We start from the raw sequence: 19,558 nt of genomic DNA on the forward strand, positions 1-19,558 counted from the left end.
CGTCGACGCGCTATAATCTGGGGCTATTAGATCCCCCACACCATGCAACTGCTCGCTCTCGGCCTGAACCACCACACGGCGCCCGTCTCGCTGAGAGAACGGGTGGCGTTTCCGTTCGAGCGGATCGAGCCGGCGCTGGCAGGCCTGAAGAGTTTGTGGAACGACCGGTCGAGCGCCCCCGAGGCCGCCATCCTGTCGACGTGCAACCGCACGGAAATCTACTGCGTCACCGACGATGCCGCCGCCCGCGAGCGAGCCGTGCACTGGCTGTCGCAGTTCCATAACATTCCGGCCAGCGACCTCGCCCCCCATCTGTATGCCCTGCCCCAGTCCGACGCTGTGCGACACGCGTTTCGCGTGGCCAGCGGTCTCGACTCCATGGTGCTCGGCGAAACCCAGATTCTCGGCCAGTTGAAAGATGCCGTGCGCACCGCCGCCGAAGCCGGCGCGCTGGGTACGTATCTGAATCAACTGTTCCAGCGCACGTTCGCGGTGGCCAAGGAAGTACGTGGCCAGACCGAGATCGGCGCGCATTCGGTGTCGATGGCCGCTGCGGCGGTGCGTCTGGCCCAGCGCATTTTCGAGAGCATCAGCACGCAGAAAGTGCTGTTCATCGGCGCGGGCGAGATGATCGACCTCTGCGCGACGCACTTTGCCGCGCAGAACCCGAAAGCCCTCTACATCGCCAACCGTACCGCCGAGCGCGGCGAGAAGCTCGCCGAGCGGCTGGGCGGCAACGCCATCCGTCTGTCCGAGCTGCCGCAGCGCCTGCACGAGTTCGACATCGTCGTCTCGTGCACGGCCAGCACGTTGCCGCTGATCGGCCTCGGTGCGGTCGAGCGCGCCATCAAGGCACGCAAGCACAAGCCGATGTTCATGGTAGATCTGGCCGTGCCGCGCGACATCGAGCCCGAAGTGGGCCGCTTGACCGACGTCTTCCTGTACACGGTCGACGATCTCGGCGCGGTCGTGCGCGAAGGCAATGCGCTGCGTCAGGCGGCGGTCGCACAGGCCGAAGCGATCATCGAGACGCGCGTTCAGCACTTCATGCAATGGCTCGACGCGCGCAGCGTCGTGCCGGTCATTCGCGACATTCACGGCACGGCCGAAGCGATGCGCGTGGCCGAACTCGAGCGTGCGCAACGCATGCTCGCACGCGGCGACGACCCTGCCGCCGTGCTCGAAGCCCTGTCCCAGTCCCTCACCAAGAAATTCCTGCATGGCCCGACGCACGCGCTGAACACGGCGCGCGGCGATTCGCGCGAGCAAATCATTCACCTCATTCCCGAACTGTTCCGCACCTCGGGATCTTCCGACAAATAGATGAAAGCGAGCATGCAAGCCAAGCTCGACCAGTTGACGCAACGTCTGGTCGAGCTTGATGGCCTATTGAGCCAGGGCGACGTCACGCGCGATCTGGACAACTACCGCAAGCTCACCCGCGAACACGCCGAGCTGGCGCCGGTTGTCGCGCAATACCAGCAGTACCGCCAGGCGCACAACGATGTGACGGCGGCGCAGGAGATGGCATCCGACCCGGAAATGCGTGACTTTGCCGAGGCCGAAGCTGCCGACGCCCGCACGCGCATGGACGACATGGAAGCCTCGCTGCAACGCATGCTGCTGCCGCGCGACCCCAACGACGAGCGCAACATCTATCTGGAAATTCGCGCGGGCACGGGCGGCGACGAGTCGGCGCTCTTCGCGGGCGACCTGCTGCGCATGTACACCCGCTATGCCGAACGTCAGCGCTGGCAGGTTGAAATCATGTCGGCCAGCGAGTCGGATCTGGGCGGCTACAAGGAAGTGATCGTGCGCCTGATCGGTCAGGGCGCCTATTCGCGGCTGAAGTTCGAGTCGGGCGGCCACCGCGTGCAGCGCGTGCCCGCGACCGAAACGCAGGGCCGCATCCACACGTCGGCGTGCACCGTGGCCGTGATGCCCGAAGCCGACGACGTGGCCGACGTCGAGATCAACCCGGCCGATATCCGCATCGACACGTTCCGCGCATCAGGCGCCGGCGGGCAGCACGTCAACAAGACCGATTCGGCCGTGCGTATTACGCACTTGCCCACGGGCATCGTCGTGGAATGTCAGGACGACCGCTCGCAGCATCGCAACAAAGACAAGGCGCTCAAGGTACTCGCTGCACGCATCAAGGATGCCCAGATGCGCGCCCAGCAAGCCAAGGAAGCCGCCACGCGCAAGAGCCTGATCGGCTCGGGCGACCGGTCGGAGCGCATTCGCACCTACAACTTCCCGCAAGGGCGGATGACCGATCACCGCATCAACCTCACGCTCTACAAGCTTGAGTACATCATGGACGGCGATCTCGACGATCTCGTCAACGCGCTCGTGACTGAACATCAGGCCGAGTTGCTGGCATCGCTGGGCGAGGCTGCCTGATGTCGCAGGGGCAGGACGGCAGCACCACCGTCGAGACGCTGCTACGCGAACCCGGGCTGCCGCCGTCGGAGTCGCGCATTCTGCTCTCGCACGTGCTCGGCTGGTCGCGCACGCAGTTGATCACGCGCGATCGCGAACCCCTCGCCCCTGACGCCGTAGCCGTCTATCGCGGCCTGCATGCCCGTCGTGTCGCGGGCGAACCCATCGCTTATCTCACCGGTACCCGGGAGTTCTTCGGGCTGACGTTCGCCGTCAGTCCGTCAGTGCTGATTCCCCGGCCGGAAACCGAACTGCTGGTGGAACTGGCACTGGCACGCCTGGAAGGGGGCGCCACACCGCGTGTGCTCGATCTCGGCACCGGCAGCGGCGCGATTGCACTGGCCATCGCCCACAGCCGCCCGGACGCCCAACTCACCGCACTGGACCGCTCGGCGGACGCCCTGCGCGTCGCCACCGGCAACGCACAGCAACTCGGACTGGCACCGCGTGTGCGCTTTCTGGAAAGCGACTGGTATGGCGCATTGGCGGCCGATGAAGCGCCGTTCGACATGATCGTCTCGAACCCGCCGTACATCGTGGCGGGCGACGAGCACCTCTCGCAAGGCGACCTGCGGTTCGAACCGGCCGACGCGCTGACCGATCACGCCGACGGTCTGGCCGCCCTGCGCATCATCGTCGCGGGCGCGGTGTCGCGGCTCAAACCCGGTAGCTGGCTGCTGTGCGAACACGGCTACCATCAGGCCGCCGACGTACGCGCGCTGTGCAATGCGGCCGGTTTCCTCGACGTTTTCTCCGAGCGGGATCTGGCGGGTATCGAGCGCACTACGGGCGGGCGCCGCGCCTGACGAGGGCAGCCCGGGCCACCCGCAAAGGGCACCCGGAGGGCACGCACCAACGAGCGCGGCGGAAAACCGCTAAAATGGCGGACACGCCGATTTTCCGGCATCCCCACGGGCTTTCCACCATGACTACCCAGCAACGTATTCAGCAAATCGTCACCGACCATCCCGTCGTGCTCTTCATGAAGGGCAATGCGCAATTCCCGATGTGCGGCTTCTCGGGCCGCGCCGTGCAGATCCTGAAAGCCTGCGGCGTGGACAACCTGTTCACGGTCGACGTGCTGCAAGACGAAGAAGTCCGTCAGGGCGTGAAGGAATTCGCCAACTGGCCGACCATCCCGCAGCTCTACATCAACGGCGAATTCATCGGCGGCTCGGACATCATGATGGAGATGTACCAAAGCGGCGAACTCAAGCAGATCATCGCTGAGCTTGCCTGATCGCCGTCTGATCTCCGCCTGATCCCGGCCTGATGACCGTCTCGACGGGCGCGCCGCGCCCCGCGCGCATGATCGTCGCCATCACTGGCGCGACCGGTGCCGTCTACGGGGTGCGCCTGCTTGAGCGCTTGCGTGCGCTCGGCGGCGTCGAGACCCATCTGCTCGTGTCGAGCGCCGGTTGGCTGACGTTACGTCACGAACTGGGGCTCGAACGATCGGACGTGCAGGCGCTCGCCGACCAGTACCACAGCGTGCGTGAAGTCGGCGCCAACATTGCCAGCGGTTCGTTCGCCACGACCGGCATGGTCATCGCGCCGTGCTCGATGAAAACGCTCGCGAGCGTTGCCCACGGCCTGTCGGACAACCTGATCGCCCGCGCCGCTGACGTCACGCTCAAAGAGCGTCGCCGCCTCGTCATGATGGTGCGCGAAACGCCCTTCAATCTGGCGCATCTGCGCAATATGACGGCTGTCACGGAAATGGGCGGCATCGTCTACCCGCCGCTGCCGGCGTTCTACAACCGCCCCGAATCGCTCGACGCCATGGTCGACGACACCGTCGGGCGCGTGCTCGACCTCTTCGGCCTTGCGCCGCAGGTCTCTACCAGTTGGTCCGGACTCGGCAAGGACGCCGAAGCATAAGCGGCTGAGCGACTGAACGACTGAGCGACTGAACGAGCCAATCAGCGCACACCATCCAGCCAGCGCTGCAACGTATCGAGCGCCCCTTGCGGCTGCCCCGCCGCCGATTCCGGCGTCGCCACACATAATTCCAGCATGACCTCGTTCGGATCGAGCAGATAGAGATGCTCGCCGTCGCCGTGACGCTCGACCACAAACGCCACGTCATGCGCCGTCAGACGCGATTTCCAGCGCTCAAGAGCATCGAGATCGCGCACGCGTAGCGCCACGTGATGGATCTGGTTCGCGGGGGTATCGGGATGGGAGACGGGCGCCAACCCGTCGCAATTGAAGAAGGCCACCGCTTCGCCGGGGGCGATCTGATAGCTCACGAGCAGGTACGGTTTGCCCCAGAGGCGACTCATGCCGGTTTGCGCACCCGCGAGCCTGAAGCCCATGACGTCGACGTAGAAACTGTGTGTGAGCGCCGCGTCGTAGCTGGGATACGCGACGTGATCGATCGCCACAGGTGTGACGGGTGCCGACGAGGTGACGGCAGTGCTGGGTTCGAGAACGGCCTGACTGGTGGACGGACTCATCGCGTACCTCCCGGACATTGAGGTGGCGAGTGGTTCGCCAACGTTGCCGGCGCAGACCGGCGGGCGGGCCTGCGGGGAACTGCGTCTGTAGTGTAGTCTTGCAACCCGCGTCCCGACAACCGAGTGTCAGCCGCAGCCGCATGGACTATAGTAAAAACGCCACACTTTGCGTGCCAAGGCGCGTCCCCCGTGGTGTGACACTTTCGCGAACGGAGTTTGATATGGAGACCGCATTCTCGCCTGTTGTCCTGTACGCCGTGCTGACGCTGGTATTCGTGATGCTCGTGCTTGTCGTGCCCGTGGGTGCCCGTTGGCGCCAGGTGGCATGGCCGGCCTCGATGCCACCGCTCTCGCCGCACCGCCCGGGCGATCTGCTCGGCGCCCCGCGCACGCCCTACTGGCGCTCGCCGAACGACACACGAGATTTACGCCGCCCCTCGTACTTCAGCACGTCGGAACAACGCGGACGACGCCCGCCGAGCTTTCTCGCACCACGCGATCACGACTGGCGTTAGCCGTCGATCGCGGATGACACCCGACGACGCATCGATGTCGTCGTGAATAGCGGCCGATAGATTTTCGGCCGCTATCGCAGGTTTCCTTACGCCTTGTTACATCTGTAGTCCTGCGGTTGCACCGCCGTGGGACCACGTTCCTTAAAATTGGACGTGATGAAACAAGGAGATCAGATGCAACATCAACACTGGATCGCTGCCGCAGGGATGGCGGCTGCGCTCGTCTCGGGCAGCGCACTCGCACGCACCGATGTCTCGGTAAACATCGGCATTCCGGGGCCGGCCATCGTCGCCCCCGCCCCCGTCTACGTCGCACCGCCGGTCTACGCCGCACCCGCACCGATGATGGTGGCACCGCCTCCGCCGGTGATCTACGGACCGCGTCCGCATTACTGGCGCGGACCGCCCCCGCGCCACTGGCATCACGACCGTGGCTGGGATCGCCGCGATGGATACCGCCACGACGGCTATCGCCGCTAATCTCGCAAGCCGATGCCGCAAGCCGGCACCGCGACTACCTTTAATTTGACGGTGAATACCCGATAATTTGACGGTGAATTGGCGATGAATTGCCAACAAAAAGCCCCGCATATTTTGCTTGCGGGGCTTTTTATTTTTCACGGCGAACAATTCTCGGCCGATGCGAAATTCAAATGAAACAGGCGTGATTCATATCGCGCCTGTCTCATCATCAACCGATGAATAAGCATTAATTGATCGCGTGTAATTTCGATGCGTTGAATTTCGCGTTTTGTCGCGTTTTGGCTCCCCAATTAAATCCCGAACGACGTTCTCTATTTCGTCAGGCGAATCAATAACGATAGCAGCACGGGTGTCCGTAGTAACCCCCGTAATACGGCCGGGCCGGAACAACAACGCATCCGGCAAGCGTGACGGCAAGCAGCGCGGCAACAAGCAACTTCATGATCTGACTCCTGATGATAAGGAACGAGGGGAACGCGAGTCCGTTCGATTCCTTTATATCTTTGGCCCGATATGAAGCCCATCACGCGTCTGTAAGCCGTGTAAGCGAAGGTTGCCAAACGGGGGAAGTGTCGCACTTTGTTACGTTACATGCGGCGTACAACGCCGTAACATCTCCGCCCCCGGTCAGCGGCCGCTCTCTGAGAACCCAATAACGACGCGGGTTTGCGCTTGATGCGGCCGCTGGCACGGCGATTGCATAGTAATGTGTGCCGCCCTCTCAATTGCCCCGAAGAGAGCGGCTTTGGATGTCAGCCCCTTCCCGCGTCTGACGCGGGAGGGGGTCTTTTTTCCGACAGCCTGCTCAGCCACTTCCATTGCACCTTCTCCGTGCAAAACCCCTCGTATTGCCATTTCATCTGTGCGTTTGAAATGTATTGACGCTATAACAGCGTCGACTTTGCGCCCGTTTCATTTATCTTTAAATCTTTATTCGGCGCGGCTTACCGGGTGATTTTGCCATTCAAGGCAAAAACAACATGCGGGTAGCCACCAATCTCAAGTTGACTTTCCAACTGTCGTAATCGCGTCTATAGAGGAGTGCGCGTCAACTCCTGGGCGACGCAAAAAATCCTTTTCGTGACGGCCGCACGACACGCGCCGGGGCAAGCGTATCAGGGAGAAGGTCATGGAAATCGCCACGCCTGAATTCCAGATGGAACAACAGGAACTACAGGCCATCAGTGCCGCACTTAACCGCGTTCAGGCGGTTATCGAGTTCGATCTGCAAGGCCGCGTCATGCACGCGAACGACAATTTCCTTCAGACACTCGGTTATCGGCTCGACGAAATTCAGGGCCAGCACCATCGCATGTTCTGCGAGCCGGACTACGCCGCGTCAGAAGCGTATCGCGACTTCTGGGCGAAGCTCGGGCGCGGGGAATTCGACTCGGGCGAATACAAGCGGGTCGCCAAGGGCGGCCGCGAGGTCTGGATTCGCGCCTCGTACAACCCGGTGTTCGATGCGAACGGCGTGCCCTACAAGGTCATCAAGTTCGCGACCGATGTCACGGCCGACCGGGCGCGCCAAGCGGAATTCGAGAGCAAGGTGCGCGCCATCGGCGTGTCGCAGGCCGTCATCGAATTCCAGCTCGATGGCACCGTGCTCAACGCCAACGACAACTTTCTGCAAGCTCTCGGCTACTCGCTCGACGAGATCAAGGGCCAGCATCACCGTATGTTCTGCGAGCCGGAGTACGCCAACTCGGCGGCTTACCGCGACTTCTGGGCACGTCTGAATCGCGGCGAATTCGACACCGGCGAGTACAAGCGCATCGGCAAAGGCGGCCGTGAGATCTGGATTCACGCGTCCTACAACCCCGTATTCGACGCCAGCGGACGCCCGTACAAGGTGGTCAAGTTCGCCTCGGACGTGACCGCACAGCGTCGTCAGACGGCGGAGTTCGAAGGCAAGGTGCGCGCGATGGATCTCGCGCAGGCCGTGATCGAGTTCAATCTCGACGGCACGGTGATCACCGCCAACGACAACTTTCTCAAGACGCTCGGCTACGCGTTCGACGACATCAAGGGCAAGCATCACCGCATGTTCTGCGAGCCGGAATACGCCGCGTCCGACACGTATCGCGAGTTCTGGGCGAAGCTCAATCGCGGCGAATTCGACTCGGGCCGCTACAAGCGCATCGGCCGTGGCGGGCGCGAAGTCTGGATTCAGGCAACGTACAACCCGATTCTCGACATGAACGGCCGCCCCTACAAGGTGGTGAAGTTCGCGACCGACATTACGCAGCAAGTCGAACTCGAAGCTAGCGTGAAGCGCCGCGCCGAAGACGATCAACGCAAGGTGGCCGCGTTGCTGAACACGGTCAATCGCGCGGCTGCCGGCGACCTGACCGGCGACATCGCCGTGAACGGCACCGACCCGATCGATCAACTGGCCGAAGGCATTCGCCACATGATGGACGACCTGCGCGGCGTGATCGGCAAGGTCGTGAACTCGGCCGGCGAATTCTCGGGCGCCTCGCGCGACATCGCGGACCGCGCCAATACCGTAGCGACCGGCGCTCAGGCGCTCGGTGCCACGGTCGAAGAGATGAATGCCTCGATCGAAGAACTGACCGCATCGATCAACTCGATTGCCGACAACACCAAGGGTGCCGATCAGCTCGCCAAGGCCACGCAGCAGGAAGCGGAGACCGGCGCGCGCGCCATCGCCCGCTCGGTCGAAGCGATGGAGTTGATCAACAAGTCCTCGGAAGACATCGGCGAGATCGTCAAGGTGATCGGCGAGATCGCCGGGCAGACCAACCTGCTGGCGTTCAACGCGGCCATCGAAGCCGCGCGTGCCGGTGAGCACGGCTTGGGCTTCTCGGTCGTGGCCGACGAAGTGCGCAAGCTGGCCGAGCGCTCGTCGCAAGCGACCAAGGAAATCTCCAAACTCATCAACGAGTCGACCAAACGCGTGGCACAGGGCAGCGAAGTGTCGAAGCAGGCGGGCGATGCGTTCGAGAAGATTGTCGGCGGCGTATCGCGCACCACGCAGGCGATCTCCGAGATTTCGTGTGCCGCAGAAGAGCAACTGGTTGCCGCCCGTGAAGTGAGTCTCGCGATTCAGCACGTGGCCGAAGAGACCGAGAAGTCGGCGGGGGCGTGCGAGACCATCGCGCAGGCCACCGCCGGGCTCACCAGTGAGGCCGAGGAACTCGACCGCACGGTCTCCCGTTTCAAAGTCTGACGCCGCACCCCGTTCCTTCGATCTGTCACGACTGACGCGTCCGTACCTCCGGAGAGCACGACATGGAAATCGAAGCCGACGCCGACCCCGGTACCCAGCTCGCCTTGTTGCGCGCCGTGCACCGGCACACCGGTATCTCGATGAACGAAAAAAAGTGGACGATGTTGCAGGGGCGGCTACGCCCGCGCCTGCGCACGCTCTCACTGCGTTGTTATCGCGACTATCTCGCGCTGCTGGAAAACACGCCGGACGAAGTGCGCAACTTCGTGAATCTGGTCACGACCAACGAGACCACGTTCTTTCGCACACCGCGCGTGTGGGACTACTTCGCGCAGCACTTTCTGCCGCGCTGGCAGGAGGGCAAGCCGGGCCGGCCGTTCCGCATGTGGTCGGCCGCAGCCTCCAGCGGCGAAGAGGCCTACTCTGCGGCGATGATCTGCGAGGAATTCCGCGTGCGGCATCCGGATTTCCAGTATCAGATTCACGCGACCGACATCTCCAGTCAGGTGCTGGCCGTGGCGATGGCAGGCAACTACGGCGGGCGCAGCATCGACGGCCTGAAGCAGCAACGCCCGGGCCTGCTCGCCAAGTACTTCCGGCCCAGCGTGGGCGGACATACCGTGGTGCCCGAACTGCGGGCTCACATCACCTTTGCCGAGCACAACCTGTATCAGCGCATGGCGCGCCGCGAGGCGTTCGATCTGATCATGTTGCGCAACGTGCTGATCTACTTCGAAGCCCCCGATCAGGAGCGGGTGCTCGAGAACGTGCGCCGCACGCTCTCCCCTGAAGGCGTGCTCATCGTGGGCGAGTCGGAATCGCTCTCGCGGCTGTCGACCGGCTACCGGTTCGAACAACCGCTCATTTACCGAAATCAGGGAGCGCCGAATGGGGTCATCGCATGACATTCAGGTGTTGATGGGCGAAGTGCGCATCGGGCGCGGCGAAGACGTCTTGCGCGCGACGCTCGGCTCATGTGTCGGCATCGCGCTGATGTGGCGCTCGCGCGGCCTGTACGGTCTCGCGCACTGCCTGTTGCCCGAAGCCCCGGCACCCACGCTCGCTATCGGCGCCAAGTACGTGACGCAAGCCGTGCCGTCGTTGCTGGCGCTCATGAAAGCCGATGGCGCGCGGCGCAGCGAAATTGAAGCCGTCATCGCGGGCGGCGGCAACATGATGCCGCACCAGCCGCCCGCCCGGCACGGGCTGATCGGGGTGGCCAACGCCAAGATGGCGCAGGCGCTCATCGCCGAGACCGGCATTCCGATCGTGCACGTGGAAGTGGGCGGCGAAGTGGGGCGGCAAATCACCATCGATTGCGCCCATCACGCGTATTTCGTGCGCGTGATCGGATCGAACGGTGCCACCGAGGTACCGCGCCGCCCGGCGCTTCGACTCGTGGGACGGGGCACATGAACGCACGCACACCCGGATTTCCCTTTCTGCATCGAGACGCGCTGGCCGGCACGACCGTGCTGCCGCCGACGGTGTCGCCCTTTCAGGGCTATGCCGGTCGCAATGCGTACGGTTACGGTGCGGGCGCGGCCGTCACGACGCATATCGCGAGCGAACCGACGCAGCGCCGTGACGACAAGGTGGAAGCGATCAACGTCGACGGCATCGACGGCATCGAGGACTTGAGCGGCGTGCACAGCGCGGCGCTGGAGACGGCAGCCCCCGTCGCGTCGCCCGCCCCGGCACCTGCACGGCGCGCGGTGACTGCCGACGACGTCGAAGTCTTCGGCTCGTTTCATCTGGGTGACGTGGAGTTCGCGCTGCCCATCGCCGCCTTGCAGGAAGTGGTGAATTACCCGTCGCGCATTACGCCGGTACCACTCTCGCCGCCGTTTCTGCTGGGCTTGTTCAATCTGCGCGGCACGCTGATTCCGATTGTCGATCTCAAGCCGCTGTTGTCGATCTCCTCGGGCACGGCTGGCGTGCTGGCGCGGGCGACGGAGAAGATCGCCATCGTCGATGTCGACGGCGTGCGCGTCGGGCTGCTGTTCGATACCACGGGCGAGATTCTGCGCGTACGCGCCTCACAGCGCACCGGCTTCGAATACGATGCCGGACACACCGCGCCGCCGGTGGTTTCCGGGGCTATCAAGCTGGACGGGGGCGATCGGATTCTGCAAATTCTCGCGCCGGGTGCGCTCGTGCATATCGAGAACATGCCGCAATTGCTGGCCCGTCAGTCGCTGAGCGCACCGCAGCGCCGCCAGCAACGTCAGCGGCTGCAATGCGTGTCGTTCACGGTGGAGCACTCGCGCCTCGCGCTGCCGATGAGCGCGATTCGCGAAATCATCCGCATCCCCGAGTTGCAGAACTCGGCGCTCGCCAGCGTGTTCTGCGTCGGCATGCTGAACCTGCGCGGCACCGTGGTGCCGGTCATCGACTTCGCTCACTTTCTCGGCTTGCACGCGTGCCGGCCGGATGCCGACGTGGCAGGCACCGCCGCCGACCCGCGCCGCATTTTGATCGTCAAGCAAGAGGACGTGCATTTCGGCCTGCTGGTCGACGCCGTGGACAGCATCGTGACGTACTACGCCGACGAGTTGCTGGCGATGCCGTCGTTCAGCACGACGCATGCGCAACTCTTCGCAGGTTGCATCACCCGCGAAGACGCCAGCGACATCGTGCTGCTCAATGCCGACGAACTCTTCACGCACTCGCAAGTGCTTGAACTCACGCGCGGCCATCGCGAGCTGTATCGCGAAGGCGACGGTGCAGCGCATCAAAAGGGCGGTAGCCCGGCGCGCTTCGCAGCGGGCGCTGCGGGCAAGGCATCACGCGGCACTCGCCATGCTTACGTGTCGTTCCGCCTGCAACACATGCTGGCCGTTCGGCTCGACCAGTTGCACGAGATCATTCACGACTCGCCCGATGTCATGCCGGCACCCGGCGCACCGTCGTTCGTGCGCGGCATGCTCAATCTGCGCCGCGAGCTGGTGACGATTGTCGATCTGCGTGCGCTCTACGGCATGCCCGCGCAGGAAGACACGCAGGCGCGCAAGATTCTGGTGATCGAACACGGCAAGGACAAGTTCGGGCTGCTCGTCGATGCCATTGAGAACATCGTGACGCTGGATGAAGCCGACAAGCTGCCGGTGCCCGCGATGCTGCTCGGACGGGCCACGCATGAGATGCGCAACGACATGCGCGATGCGGTGGAATTGCCGACGTCGGATGGCACGGCGCGTACGGCCATGTTGCTGGATCTTCAGCCGCTCAAAATGCGGCTGGAGACAGCACTCGCGTTGTAGACGGGGGTTTGACGCAGGGCCCTGCGGCGTGTCGGGGGGCGCGCCGCAGGGGTAGTTCGCGAGACGGTAGGCGCTCGCCGGACTTCCTTTGCGTTTGATGTTCGACGTTTGATCGTCGGCGCTGAATGCGCAGGGCTCAGGCGAGGCCCAACTCGCGGCGCACCTGCGTCAGAAACGCGCGCATGACATCGGTCCGCTCTCGTCCGATGCGCTGCCCTGCTGCGGTGCTCAGCCCGTAGGTCAGATGCAGTAACTTTCGCTCGAAATGGTCGATGGCGTACGTCGCGTCATCCAGTTCGCGATGCTGCGCAAACGGATCGACCGGGTCATACAAGCGACTGCCGAGACGCCCCGCCACATAGAACACGCGGGCGATGCCGACGGCACCCAACGCGTCGAGCCGGTCGGCGTCGCGCAAAATCCGCGCCTCATCCGTCGTCGGCGTTATGCCCGCCGAGAAGCTGTGTGCCGCGATGGCATGCGCCACCAACTCGACGCGAGCCGCCGGCCATTCCATCCTCACCAGCAACTTGCGGGCGACGTCAGCCGCCAGCGTCGATGCGCGTGCACGATCCGGCGAGTTCTTTTCGACACTCACGCAATCGTGCAACAACGTGGCGACGGCCAACGCTTCCAGATCGACACCGGGCACGTCGGCGGCGATTTCTTTCGCAAGGCACCAGACACGCGCGAGATGCGACACGTCGTGCGCGCCATCGTCGGTCGCATGGCCGCCATCGTAGTGACGCAACACGTCGGCGACTGTGGCCGAGCAGGGAGCAAACAGGTCAGGCAGAGACAAATTCGATTCCGTGGGAAATTTCGTTGCCGGCGACGTCAGATGACTTCGTGGCGATGCACGTCGTGCGTGATGAAGCCGGAGGTATCGCTCGGCATGGCCAGCCACTCGGGATGCGCAAGGGTGCGGCGCATGTCGTCGAGCCCGCTGGTCCAGTGATCGAGCATGGTCGAGAGGCCGAACTGATAGTCCTTGTAATGGCCCTCGTATTCCTTGTTGCGATAAATGAGCTGGACGACGTTGTAGCGCTTGCTGCACGCGATCTCCTGCGCGGCATGGCACCACGGATCGCGCGCACGCACCTCGGCAGGCACGCGCTCCAGCACTTCACGCAACACGCGGCGATAGTGCTGCGCGCGTTGCAGGTTATCGGTGACGAATCGCGTCCGGCTGGAAAACTGAATGTCCTTCTGCCGGTCGGCGACGTCGTTCAGGTTATCGGGCAACGGCCCCCGCGCACTCCACAAGTCCACCTGAAAGGCGAGCGTGTCGCGGCGCGGTGACGTGCCGAGCACTTCCGAGAGCGGGGTGTTCGACACCAGCCCGCCATCCCAGAAATACTGGCCGTCGATTTCGACCGCCGGAAAGCCCGGCGGCAACGCGCCGGACGCCATGAAGTGCTCGGGCCGCAGCACTTCGCGCGTGTTGTCGAAATAGACAAAATTGCCCGTGTGCACATTCACCGCACCGACCGAGACGCGCGTCTCGCGCGAGTTGATGCGATCGAAGTCGACAAAGCGCTCGAGCGTGCCGCGCAGCGCCGTCGTGTCGTAATAACTCGCATGTGCCGGGTCGCCCATCGCCGTCGGCAAGGGCTGCGGCCAGCGCGGCATGAAGAAGCCTTTCTGACCTTCGATCAGTGCGCGCCAGGCCTGCCACGCGCTGTAGGCCACACGCCCCGACTCCGGTCCGTTGAGAATGGCGGCTTCGAAGGGAGCAGGCAGCGGCGGAAATACCGCCGGCTCGCAGATCGTGCGCCAGAACGCTTCGAGCTGCGCCACACGCTTCTCGGGAGGATTGCCAGCGATGACCGCCGTGTTCAGGGCCCCGATGGAGATGCCCGCGATCCAGTTCGGGTGGATACCGGACTCGTACAGCCCGGCGTACACGCCCGCCTGATAAGCGCCGAGCGCACCGCCGCCCTGCAAGACAAGCGCCACCGTCTCGTACGGCGGCAGATCGATGGCGCGTTTGGGGACTTTCGGCGGGTTGGCCGTCATGACCGTTCTCCTGAAGCAATGGCGTGATGCCACGCGGTGCTGCTAAGGCAAGGCACTGGCCATCCGGCTTTGGCAACAGACGGATGGCCAGCAAACCGACTTCCGGTTATTGCATGAACCAGCCGTGACTCACCACGAACGACTGACCGGTGAAGGCCGCCGTCGGGAAGGTCGCGAGGAACAGCGCCGTTTGCGCGACGTCGTCCACCGTGGTGAAAATGCCGTCGACGGTGCCGCCGAGCATGACCTTCTTGATGACCTCGTCTTCCGAGATCCCCAACTCCTTCGCCTGCTCGGGAATCTGCTTGTCGACAAGCGGCGTGCGCACGAAGCCCGGGCAGATCACGTGCGAGCGCACGTTGTGCTTGGCGCCTTCCTTGGCGAGCACGCGTGCCAGCCCCAGCAATGCGTGTTTGGCCGCGACGTAAGCCGACTTCAGCGGCGAGGCCTCGTGCGAGTGCACCGAGCCCATGTAGATCACGATGCCGCCGCGATCGTCCTTGTACATGTGCTTGAGCGCCGCCTTGGTCGTGAGAAACGCGCCGTCGACGTGAATCGCCTGCATCTTCTTCCAGTCGGAGAACGCGTAGTTCTCGATCGGGTTCACGATCTGAATGCCGGCGTTGGAGATCAGGATGTCGATGGACCCGAACGTCTGCGCCACTTTGTCGATGCCGCTGTTGACGGCTTCTTCATTGGTCACGTCCATCGCCACGCCCAGGGCCTTTCCGCCCGCCGCCTTGATTTCCTCGGCGACCGCGTCGGCACCCTGCTGGTTCAGATCGGCGATGGCCACCGCCGCGCCCGCTTTGGCGAGCGTCAACGCAATTTCCTTGCCGATACCGCTGGCGGCGCCCGTCACCACGGCGACTTTTCCATTCAACTGATTCACTGACTGGCTCATTTGCACACTCCTGATTCGTCAAAATGGCGCGCCGTGCGGCGCATCGCGCACACACGGCACGTCGGGGGTCTTGCGTTACGACTTCAGCAATTACGTCAGATGAAACAGAAAAGGCGCCTTGCGGCGCCTTTTCCTGCGTTACCGCGCGATCGGCTTGTAGCGGATTCGCTTCGGTTTCGCGCCCTCCTCGCCGAGGCGTTTCTTCTTGTCCGCCTCATACTCCTGATAGTTGCCCGGGAAGAACTCGACGTGCGAGTCGCCTTCGAAAGCCAGAATATGGGTGGCGATACGATCGAGGAACCAGCGATCGTGAGAGATCACCATCACGCAGCCGGCGAACTCGAGCAGCGCGTCCTCGAGTGCACGCAGGGTTTCGACGTCCAGATCGTTCGACGGTTCATCGAGCAGCAACACATTGCCGCCCGAAATCAGCGTCTTGGCCATGTGCAGACGGCCACGCTCACCGCCCGAGAGCGAACCCACCTGCTTCTGCTGGTCCGAGCCCTTGAAGTTGAAGCGGCCGATATAGGCACGCGACGGGGTTTCGTAGCGGCCCACGGTCAGCACGTCGGCACCGCCCGAAATTTCTTCGAACACGGTCTTCGTGCCATCCAGCGCATCGCGGCTCTGGTCGACATAGGCCATCTTGACCGTCTGACCGATCTTGATTTCGCCGCTGTCCGGCTGTTCACGGCCGGTGAGCATCTTGAAGAACGTCGATTTACCGGCGCCGTTCGGGCCGATGATGCCGACGATCGCGCCCGGCGGCACGTTGAAGCTCAGGTCGTCGATCAGCAGACGGTCGCCGAAGGCCTTCGACACGTTCTTGAATTCGACGACTTCGTTACCCAGACGCTCACCCACGGGGATGAAGATTTCCTGAGTTTCGTTGCGCTTCTGGTATTCCTGGCTGTTCAGTTCGTCGAAGCGGGCGAGACGCGCCTTCGACTTGGCCTGACGGCCCTTCGGGTTCTGGCGCACCCACTCCAGTTCCTTCTTCAACGCCTTCTGACGGGCGGACTCACTCGATTCTTCCTGCTCCAGGCGCTGTTCCTTCTGGTCGAGCCACGAGCTGTAGTTGCCCTTCCACGGAATGCCATGACCCCGGTCGAGTTCGAGAATCCACTCGGCCGCGTTGTCAAGGAAGTAGCGATCGTGGGTGACGGCCACCACGGTGCCCGGGAAGCGCGTGAGGAACTGTTCCAGCCAGTCGACGGATTCGGCGTCCAAGTGGTTGGTCGGTTCGTCGAGCAGCAGCATGTCCGGCTTCGAGAGCAGCAGACGCGCGAGCGCGACGCGGCGCTTTTCACCGCCCGAGAGCACGCCGATCTTGGCGTCCCACGGCGGCAGACGCAACGCGTCGGCGGCGACTTCGAGTGCCTGTTCGATGTTGTTGCCGTCGCTGGCGGCGAGAATCCCTTCGTACTTGGCTTGCTCGGCGGCGAGCGCGTCGAAGTCGGCGTCCGGCTCGGCGTAGGCGGCGTAGATCTCTTCGAGCTTGGTACGTGCCTCGAAGATTTCGCCCATGCCGCTTTCGACGGATTCGCGCACGGTCTGCTCGGGATCGAGCTGCGGCTCTTGCGGCAGATAACCGATGTTCAGGTTCGCCATCGGGATGGCTTCACCCTCGATCTCCTTGTCCACCCCGGCCATGATTCTGAGCACGGTCGACTTGCCCGAACCGTTCAGACCCAGCACGCCGATTTTGGCGCCGGGGAAGAACGACAGGGAGATGTCCTTGAGGATGTGACGCTTGGGCGGCACGATCTTGCCCACGCGGTTCATGCTGAATACGTACTGTGCCATTCGGCTTTCCTGATCCTGAAACGGTTATGCCGCTCTCGTCGAGCGACAGACATCGGCAAGTTTAACAAAGCGCAGCGTCGGGCGCGTCGATGGTGAGGTCGGCACGCGCGTAACTACAGCACGGCAGCAGCCAGCCCTCCGCTTTCTCGTCGCGCGACAAGCCCGGCCATTCGATGCGGTAAGCCACTGACGCCGGGGCTGGGTCGCCCGCGCTCTGCACGCGGCACAGGCACGCGCGGCAGGTGCCGTTGCGGCACAGACTCGGCAACTTGATGCCGGCGGCCTGCGCGGCGAGCAGCAGCGGCACGTCGGCCGGGGCGTCGAACTGCCAGCCGGCGGGCAGCAGCGTGACGCGATAGGTGCTCGGTTCGGCGGGGTCACCGATAACCGGCGGCTCGGAGGTAAAGCTGTCCACGGTGTGAAGGTTGGTGATCGAAGGTAAGGATGCCAGGTGATGATTCGCGATTCACGCGGCGTTGCGGCCACTGCTGGCAAGTGATGGCAACTGACGATGAGCACCGACGGCCCATGTGCCGGCCCTTCCCGGGGTGCAGCGCGCGTCTGGCATCAACGCGCTACCATAACCCGTTCCTGCGGCTTTTTGTCGCGAGTACGATGCCGATGGCATCCCGGACGATGTCGATCGCCAGCATCTTGGCCCCCGTCAGTCATTCGGCTTGCGCCATTGCGCCATTGCGCTTTGAACTGCCGCCCCAATATCGAAGTCTCGCAGACGCTCTGCGATGGCGGCGACTAGACATCCCGCCAACTTATTCAACTTTATTCAGTTTTATTCAGCCGTCCATGAGCCAAGTGCCGTCATCCCCGGATTCGCCTGCCGATGTGGCATCGCCCGACACGCGCGAAGATGCCCGTATGATCGACACGCGGGGGCTGGAAGGCGCGCTGCACGCGTTTGCCGACGCGCGCGACTGGCATCGGCACCACACGCCGAAGAACCTTGCGATGGCGTTGTCCGTCGAAGTGGCAGAGCTGGTCGAAATTTTCCAGTGGCATACCGACGCTGAGGCCAGCGCGGTCATGGCGAGCAGCGAGGCACGCCATGTGGAGCAGGAACTCGCCGACATCGCCATGTATCTCGTGCGTCTGTCGTCGGTGCTGGGCGTGGATCTGAATCGCGCCGTGACCGAAAAGCTCGTCATGAATGCCCAGAAGTACCCGGCGCCGCCGGCGTAGTCTCTCCCCCAATTCCGTTACAGACACCGATATGTCGCAAACTTCACAAGCGTCTCGTGCCCCGTCAGGGGCGACCGACGGCCCGGCGCACCGCCAGGGCAAGTCGTCGCGCCGCACGCTGCCTGCGCGTCCGCGCTGGCTGATGCTCGCCATCATCGCGCTGCTGCATGCCTATATCGGCTGGCGGCTGCTCACGCCGCTGCCCGTCGGCATGGGCTGGAAGGTGGTCGGCGCGTTGTGGCTCATCGCCTCCACCGTCTTGATTCCGCTCGGCTTGATGAGCCGGGCGCTCCAGCGCGAGCCGCTCGCCACCTTGCTGAACTGGTCCGGCATGATGGCGGTCGGCATTTTCTCATCGCTGTTCGTGCTCACGCTGCTGCGCGATGTGGTGCTCGGCGTGGCGATGGCGTTCTCGGTGCTCGACGCGCAGCTCGTGACGCGCTCCGCCGTCATCGTGTTGCTGCTGACTGCCGCCTCGACGGTGCTGGGTTTCTACAACGCGCGGCGGCTCGCGCGCGTGGTTGACGTCGATATCCCGATCGCCAATCTGCCGCCGGAACTCAAGGGGTTCACGATCGTGCAGTTGAGCGACATTCACGTGAGCTCGACGATTCGCCGCCGCTACATCGACGCCATCGTCGACGCGACCAACGAATTGAAGCCCGATCTCGTGGCCATCACCGGCGATCTGGTCGATGGCAGCGTGCCCGCGTTGCGCGACCACATCGCGCCGCTAGGCCGACTTGAGTCACGCCACGGCACCTATGTGTGCACAGGCAATCACGAGTACTACTCGGGAGCGCCGGCGTGGGTGGAAGAACTACGCCGTATCGGCCTGACGGTGCTCGAAAATCAGCACGTCGTGCTCGATCACGAAGGGGCTGCGCTGACGGTGGCGGGCGTCACCGATTTCGGTGCGCATCATTTCGATCCGGAGAAGCGCACCGACCCGCAAGCGGCTGTCGCAGGGTCGCCGGAGGATGTGCCGCGTGTGCTGCTCGCGCATCAGCCGCGCAGCGCACCGGCAGCGGCCGAAGCGGGCATCGATCTTCAGTTGTCGGGCCACACGCATGGCGGCCAGTTCTGGCCGTGGATGTACTTCGTGCCGCTCCAGCAGCCATTCGTCCATGGGCTGCACCGGTTGGGACGTCTGGCGATCTACGTAAGCCGGGGCACTGGCTACTGGGGCCCGCCCAAGCGCTTTGGGGCGCCGTCCGAAATTACGCGCATCCGGCTGGTGCCGGGGAAGGTCTGATTGGCGTTCAGTGACGATT

At 63.6% G+C, this 19,558-nt stretch carries 19 protein-coding genes; 13 read left to right on the forward strand and 6 right to left on the reverse strand.

Features of this window, described 5'->3' with window-relative positions; translation table 11 throughout:
* The first annotated feature begins 42 nt into the window (after window positions 1–42).
* The 5 genes from hemA to CDV46_RS09455 all read left to right on the forward strand — a co-directional run bounded on the left by hemA (window position 43) and on the right by CDV46_RS09455 (window position 4,326).
* On the forward strand, window positions 43–1,323 hold the full coding sequence (gene hemA / locus CDV46_RS09435) for a glutamyl-tRNA reductase (protein WP_058376244.1): 1,281 nt from the start codon (window positions 43–45) through the stop codon (window positions 1,321–1,323).
* Window positions 1,324–2,406: a peptide chain release factor 1 gene (gene prfA / locus CDV46_RS09440; RefSeq protein WP_087686215.1), complete on the forward strand. Its 1,083-nt coding sequence runs from the start codon at window positions 1,324–1,326 to the stop codon at window positions 2,404–2,406.
* On the forward strand, window positions 2,406–3,251 hold the full coding sequence (gene prmC, locus CDV46_RS09445) for a peptide chain release factor N(5)-glutamine methyltransferase (RefSeq protein ID WP_087722405.1): 846 nt from the start codon (window positions 2,406–2,408) through the stop codon (window positions 3,249–3,251). Before prfA ends, prmC begins: the two co-directional genes overlap by 1 nt.
* 119 nt (window positions 3,252–3,370) lie before the next feature.
* Window positions 3,371–3,685 (forward strand): Grx4 family monothiol glutaredoxin, encoded by a 315-nt coding sequence (grxD, locus tag CDV46_RS09450; RefSeq protein WP_087686313.1) that lies wholly within the window; start codon window positions 3,371–3,373, stop codon window positions 3,683–3,685.
* 32 nt (window positions 3,686–3,717) lie between these two features.
* On the forward strand, window positions 3,718–4,326 hold the full coding sequence (locus CDV46_RS09455) for a UbiX family flavin prenyltransferase (protein WP_058376247.1): 609 nt from the start codon (window positions 3,718–3,720) through the stop codon (window positions 4,324–4,326).
* Window positions 4,327–4,367: 41 nt separating this feature from the next.
* Here CDV46_RS09455 and CDV46_RS09460 read toward each other — a convergent pair whose 3' ends face one another.
* Window positions 4,368–4,904 (reverse strand): VOC family protein, encoded by a 537-nt coding sequence (locus tag CDV46_RS09460; protein ID WP_058376248.1) that lies wholly within the window; start codon window positions 4,902–4,904, stop codon window positions 4,368–4,370.
* A 221-nt stretch (window positions 4,905–5,125) separates the two neighbouring features.
* Between CDV46_RS09460 and CDV46_RS09465 the strand changes: the two genes are divergently transcribed.
* The 6 genes from CDV46_RS09465 (at window position 5,126) to CDV46_RS09495 (ending at window position 12,358) form a co-directional block, all read left to right on the forward strand.
* Window positions 5,126–5,419, forward strand: coding sequence for a hypothetical protein (locus tag CDV46_RS09465; RefSeq protein WP_087686218.1), 294 nt, complete (start codon window positions 5,126–5,128; stop codon window positions 5,417–5,419).
* Window positions 5,420–5,593: 174 nt separating this feature from the next.
* Window positions 5,594–5,899 (forward strand): hypothetical protein, encoded by a 306-nt coding sequence (locus CDV46_RS09470; RefSeq protein ID WP_087686219.1) that lies wholly within the window; start codon window positions 5,594–5,596, stop codon window positions 5,897–5,899.
* Window positions 5,900–7,031: 1,132 nt separating this feature from the next.
* Complete coding sequence (locus CDV46_RS09480; protein ID WP_087686221.1) at window positions 7,032–9,095, forward strand: methyl-accepting chemotaxis protein; 2,064 nt, start codon at window positions 7,032–7,034, stop codon at window positions 9,093–9,095.
* Between the two features lie 62 nt (window positions 9,096–9,157).
* Window positions 9,158–10,000, forward strand: a complete 843-nt coding sequence (locus CDV46_RS09485; protein ID WP_087686222.1) for a CheR family methyltransferase — start codon at window positions 9,158–9,160, stop codon at window positions 9,998–10,000.
* Window positions 9,984–10,511 (forward strand): chemotaxis protein CheD, encoded by a 528-nt coding sequence (locus CDV46_RS09490; protein ID WP_087686223.1) that lies wholly within the window; start codon window positions 9,984–9,986, stop codon window positions 10,509–10,511. Before CDV46_RS09485 ends, CDV46_RS09490 begins: the two co-directional genes overlap by 17 nt.
* A complete protein-coding gene (locus CDV46_RS09495; RefSeq protein WP_087722408.1) occupies window positions 10,508–12,358 on the forward strand; it encodes a chemotaxis protein CheW in 1,851 nt (616 codons plus the stop codon). The genes CDV46_RS09490 and CDV46_RS09495 overlap by 4 nt, the downstream gene beginning before the upstream one ends.
* 136 nt (window positions 12,359–12,494) lie before the next feature.
* On the opposite strand, the gene CDV46_RS09500 is transcribed toward CDV46_RS09495, so the two are convergent.
* From CDV46_RS09500 to CDV46_RS09520, 5 genes are all read right to left on the reverse strand, one after another.
* Window positions 12,495–13,160: an HD domain-containing protein gene (locus tag CDV46_RS09500; RefSeq protein ID WP_254915985.1), complete on the reverse strand. Its 666-nt coding sequence runs from the start codon at window positions 13,158–13,160 to the stop codon at window positions 12,495–12,497.
* Window positions 13,161–13,195: 35 nt separating this feature from the next.
* A complete protein-coding gene (locus tag CDV46_RS09505) occupies window positions 13,196–14,377 on the reverse strand; it encodes a patatin-like phospholipase family protein (RefSeq protein WP_087722409.1) in 1,182 nt (393 codons plus the stop codon).
* Window positions 14,378–14,483: 106 nt separating this feature from the next.
* Window positions 14,484–15,281, reverse strand: coding sequence for a 3-hydroxybutyrate dehydrogenase (locus tag CDV46_RS09510; RefSeq protein ID WP_058376256.1), 798 nt, complete (start codon window positions 15,279–15,281; stop codon window positions 14,484–14,486).
* 138 nt (window positions 15,282–15,419) lie between these two features.
* Complete coding sequence (gene ettA, locus CDV46_RS09515) at window positions 15,420–17,087, reverse strand: energy-dependent translational throttle protein EttA (RefSeq protein WP_087686226.1); 1,668 nt, start codon at window positions 17,085–17,087, stop codon at window positions 15,420–15,422.
* 61 nt (window positions 17,088–17,148) lie between these two features.
* Complete coding sequence (locus CDV46_RS09520; protein ID WP_249277350.1) at window positions 17,149–17,502, reverse strand: 2Fe-2S iron-sulfur cluster-binding protein; 354 nt, start codon at window positions 17,500–17,502, stop codon at window positions 17,149–17,151.
* 461 nt (window positions 17,503–17,963) lie between these two features.
* On the opposite strand from CDV46_RS09520, the gene CDV46_RS09525 reads away from it, so the two are divergent.
* Both CDV46_RS09525 and CDV46_RS09530 read left to right on the forward strand, forming a co-directional pair.
* A complete protein-coding gene (locus CDV46_RS09525) occupies window positions 17,964–18,284 on the forward strand; it encodes a nucleotide pyrophosphohydrolase (RefSeq protein ID WP_058379925.1) in 321 nt (106 codons plus the stop codon).
* 142 nt (window positions 18,285–18,426) lie between these two features.
* Window positions 18,427–19,539 carry a metallophosphoesterase gene (locus tag CDV46_RS09530; protein ID WP_087722431.1) on the forward strand — a complete coding sequence of 371 codons (1,113 nt, stop codon included), beginning with the start codon at window positions 18,427–18,429 and terminating at the stop codon, window positions 19,537–19,539.
* The last annotated feature ends 19 nt before the right edge of the window (window positions 19,540–19,558 follow it).

It is taken from the genome of Pandoraea sp. PE-S2T-3 (assembly GCF_002179965.1).
Classification (GTDB): Bacteria; Pseudomonadota; Gammaproteobacteria; order Burkholderiales; family Burkholderiaceae; genus Pandoraea.

Coding starts and splice junctions, on each gene's coding strand:
- hemA (WP_058376244.1), top strand. CDS start 43: ATGCAACTGCTCGCTCTCGGCCTGAACCACCACACGGCGCCCGTCTCG.
- prfA (WP_087686215.1), top strand. CDS start 1,324: ATGAAAGCGAGCATGCAAGCCAAGCTCGACCAGTTGACGCAACGTCTG.
- prmC (WP_087722405.1), top strand. CDS start 2,406: ATGTCGCAGGGGCAGGACGGCAGCACCACCGTCGAGACGCTGCTACGC.
- grxD (WP_087686313.1), top strand. CDS start 3,371: ATGACTACCCAGCAACGTATTCAGCAAATCGTCACCGACCATCCCGTC.
- CDV46_RS09455 (WP_058376247.1), top strand. CDS start 3,718: ATGACCGTCTCGACGGGCGCGCCGCGCCCCGCGCGCATGATCGTCGCC.
- CDV46_RS09460 (WP_058376248.1), bottom strand. CDS start 4,904: ATGAGTCCGTCCACCAGTCAGGCCGTTCTCGAACCCAGCACTGCCGTC.
- CDV46_RS09465 (WP_087686218.1), top strand. CDS start 5,126: ATGGAGACCGCATTCTCGCCTGTTGTCCTGTACGCCGTGCTGACGCTG.
- CDV46_RS09470 (WP_087686219.1), top strand. CDS start 5,594: ATGCAACATCAACACTGGATCGCTGCCGCAGGGATGGCGGCTGCGCTC.
- CDV46_RS09480 (WP_087686221.1), top strand. CDS start 7,032: ATGGAAATCGCCACGCCTGAATTCCAGATGGAACAACAGGAACTACAG.
- CDV46_RS09485 (WP_087686222.1), top strand. CDS start 9,158: ATGGAAATCGAAGCCGACGCCGACCCCGGTACCCAGCTCGCCTTGTTG.
- CDV46_RS09490 (WP_087686223.1), top strand. CDS start 9,984: ATGGGGTCATCGCATGACATTCAGGTGTTGATGGGCGAAGTGCGCATC.
- CDV46_RS09495 (WP_087722408.1), top strand. CDS start 10,508: ATGAACGCACGCACACCCGGATTTCCCTTTCTGCATCGAGACGCGCTG.
- CDV46_RS09505 (WP_087722409.1), bottom strand. CDS start 14,377: ATGACGGCCAACCCGCCGAAAGTCCCCAAACGCGCCATCGATCTGCCG.
- CDV46_RS09510 (WP_058376256.1), bottom strand. CDS start 15,281: ATGAGCCAGTCAGTGAATCAGTTGAATGGAAAAGTCGCCGTGGTGACG.
- ettA (WP_087686226.1), bottom strand. CDS start 17,087: ATGGCACAGTACGTATTCAGCATGAACCGCGTGGGCAAGATCGTGCCG.
- CDV46_RS09525 (WP_058379925.1), top strand. CDS start 17,964: ATGATCGACACGCGGGGGCTGGAAGGCGCGCTGCACGCGTTTGCCGAC.
- CDV46_RS09530 (WP_087722431.1), top strand. CDS start 18,427: ATGCTCGCCATCATCGCGCTGCTGCATGCCTATATCGGCTGGCGGCTG.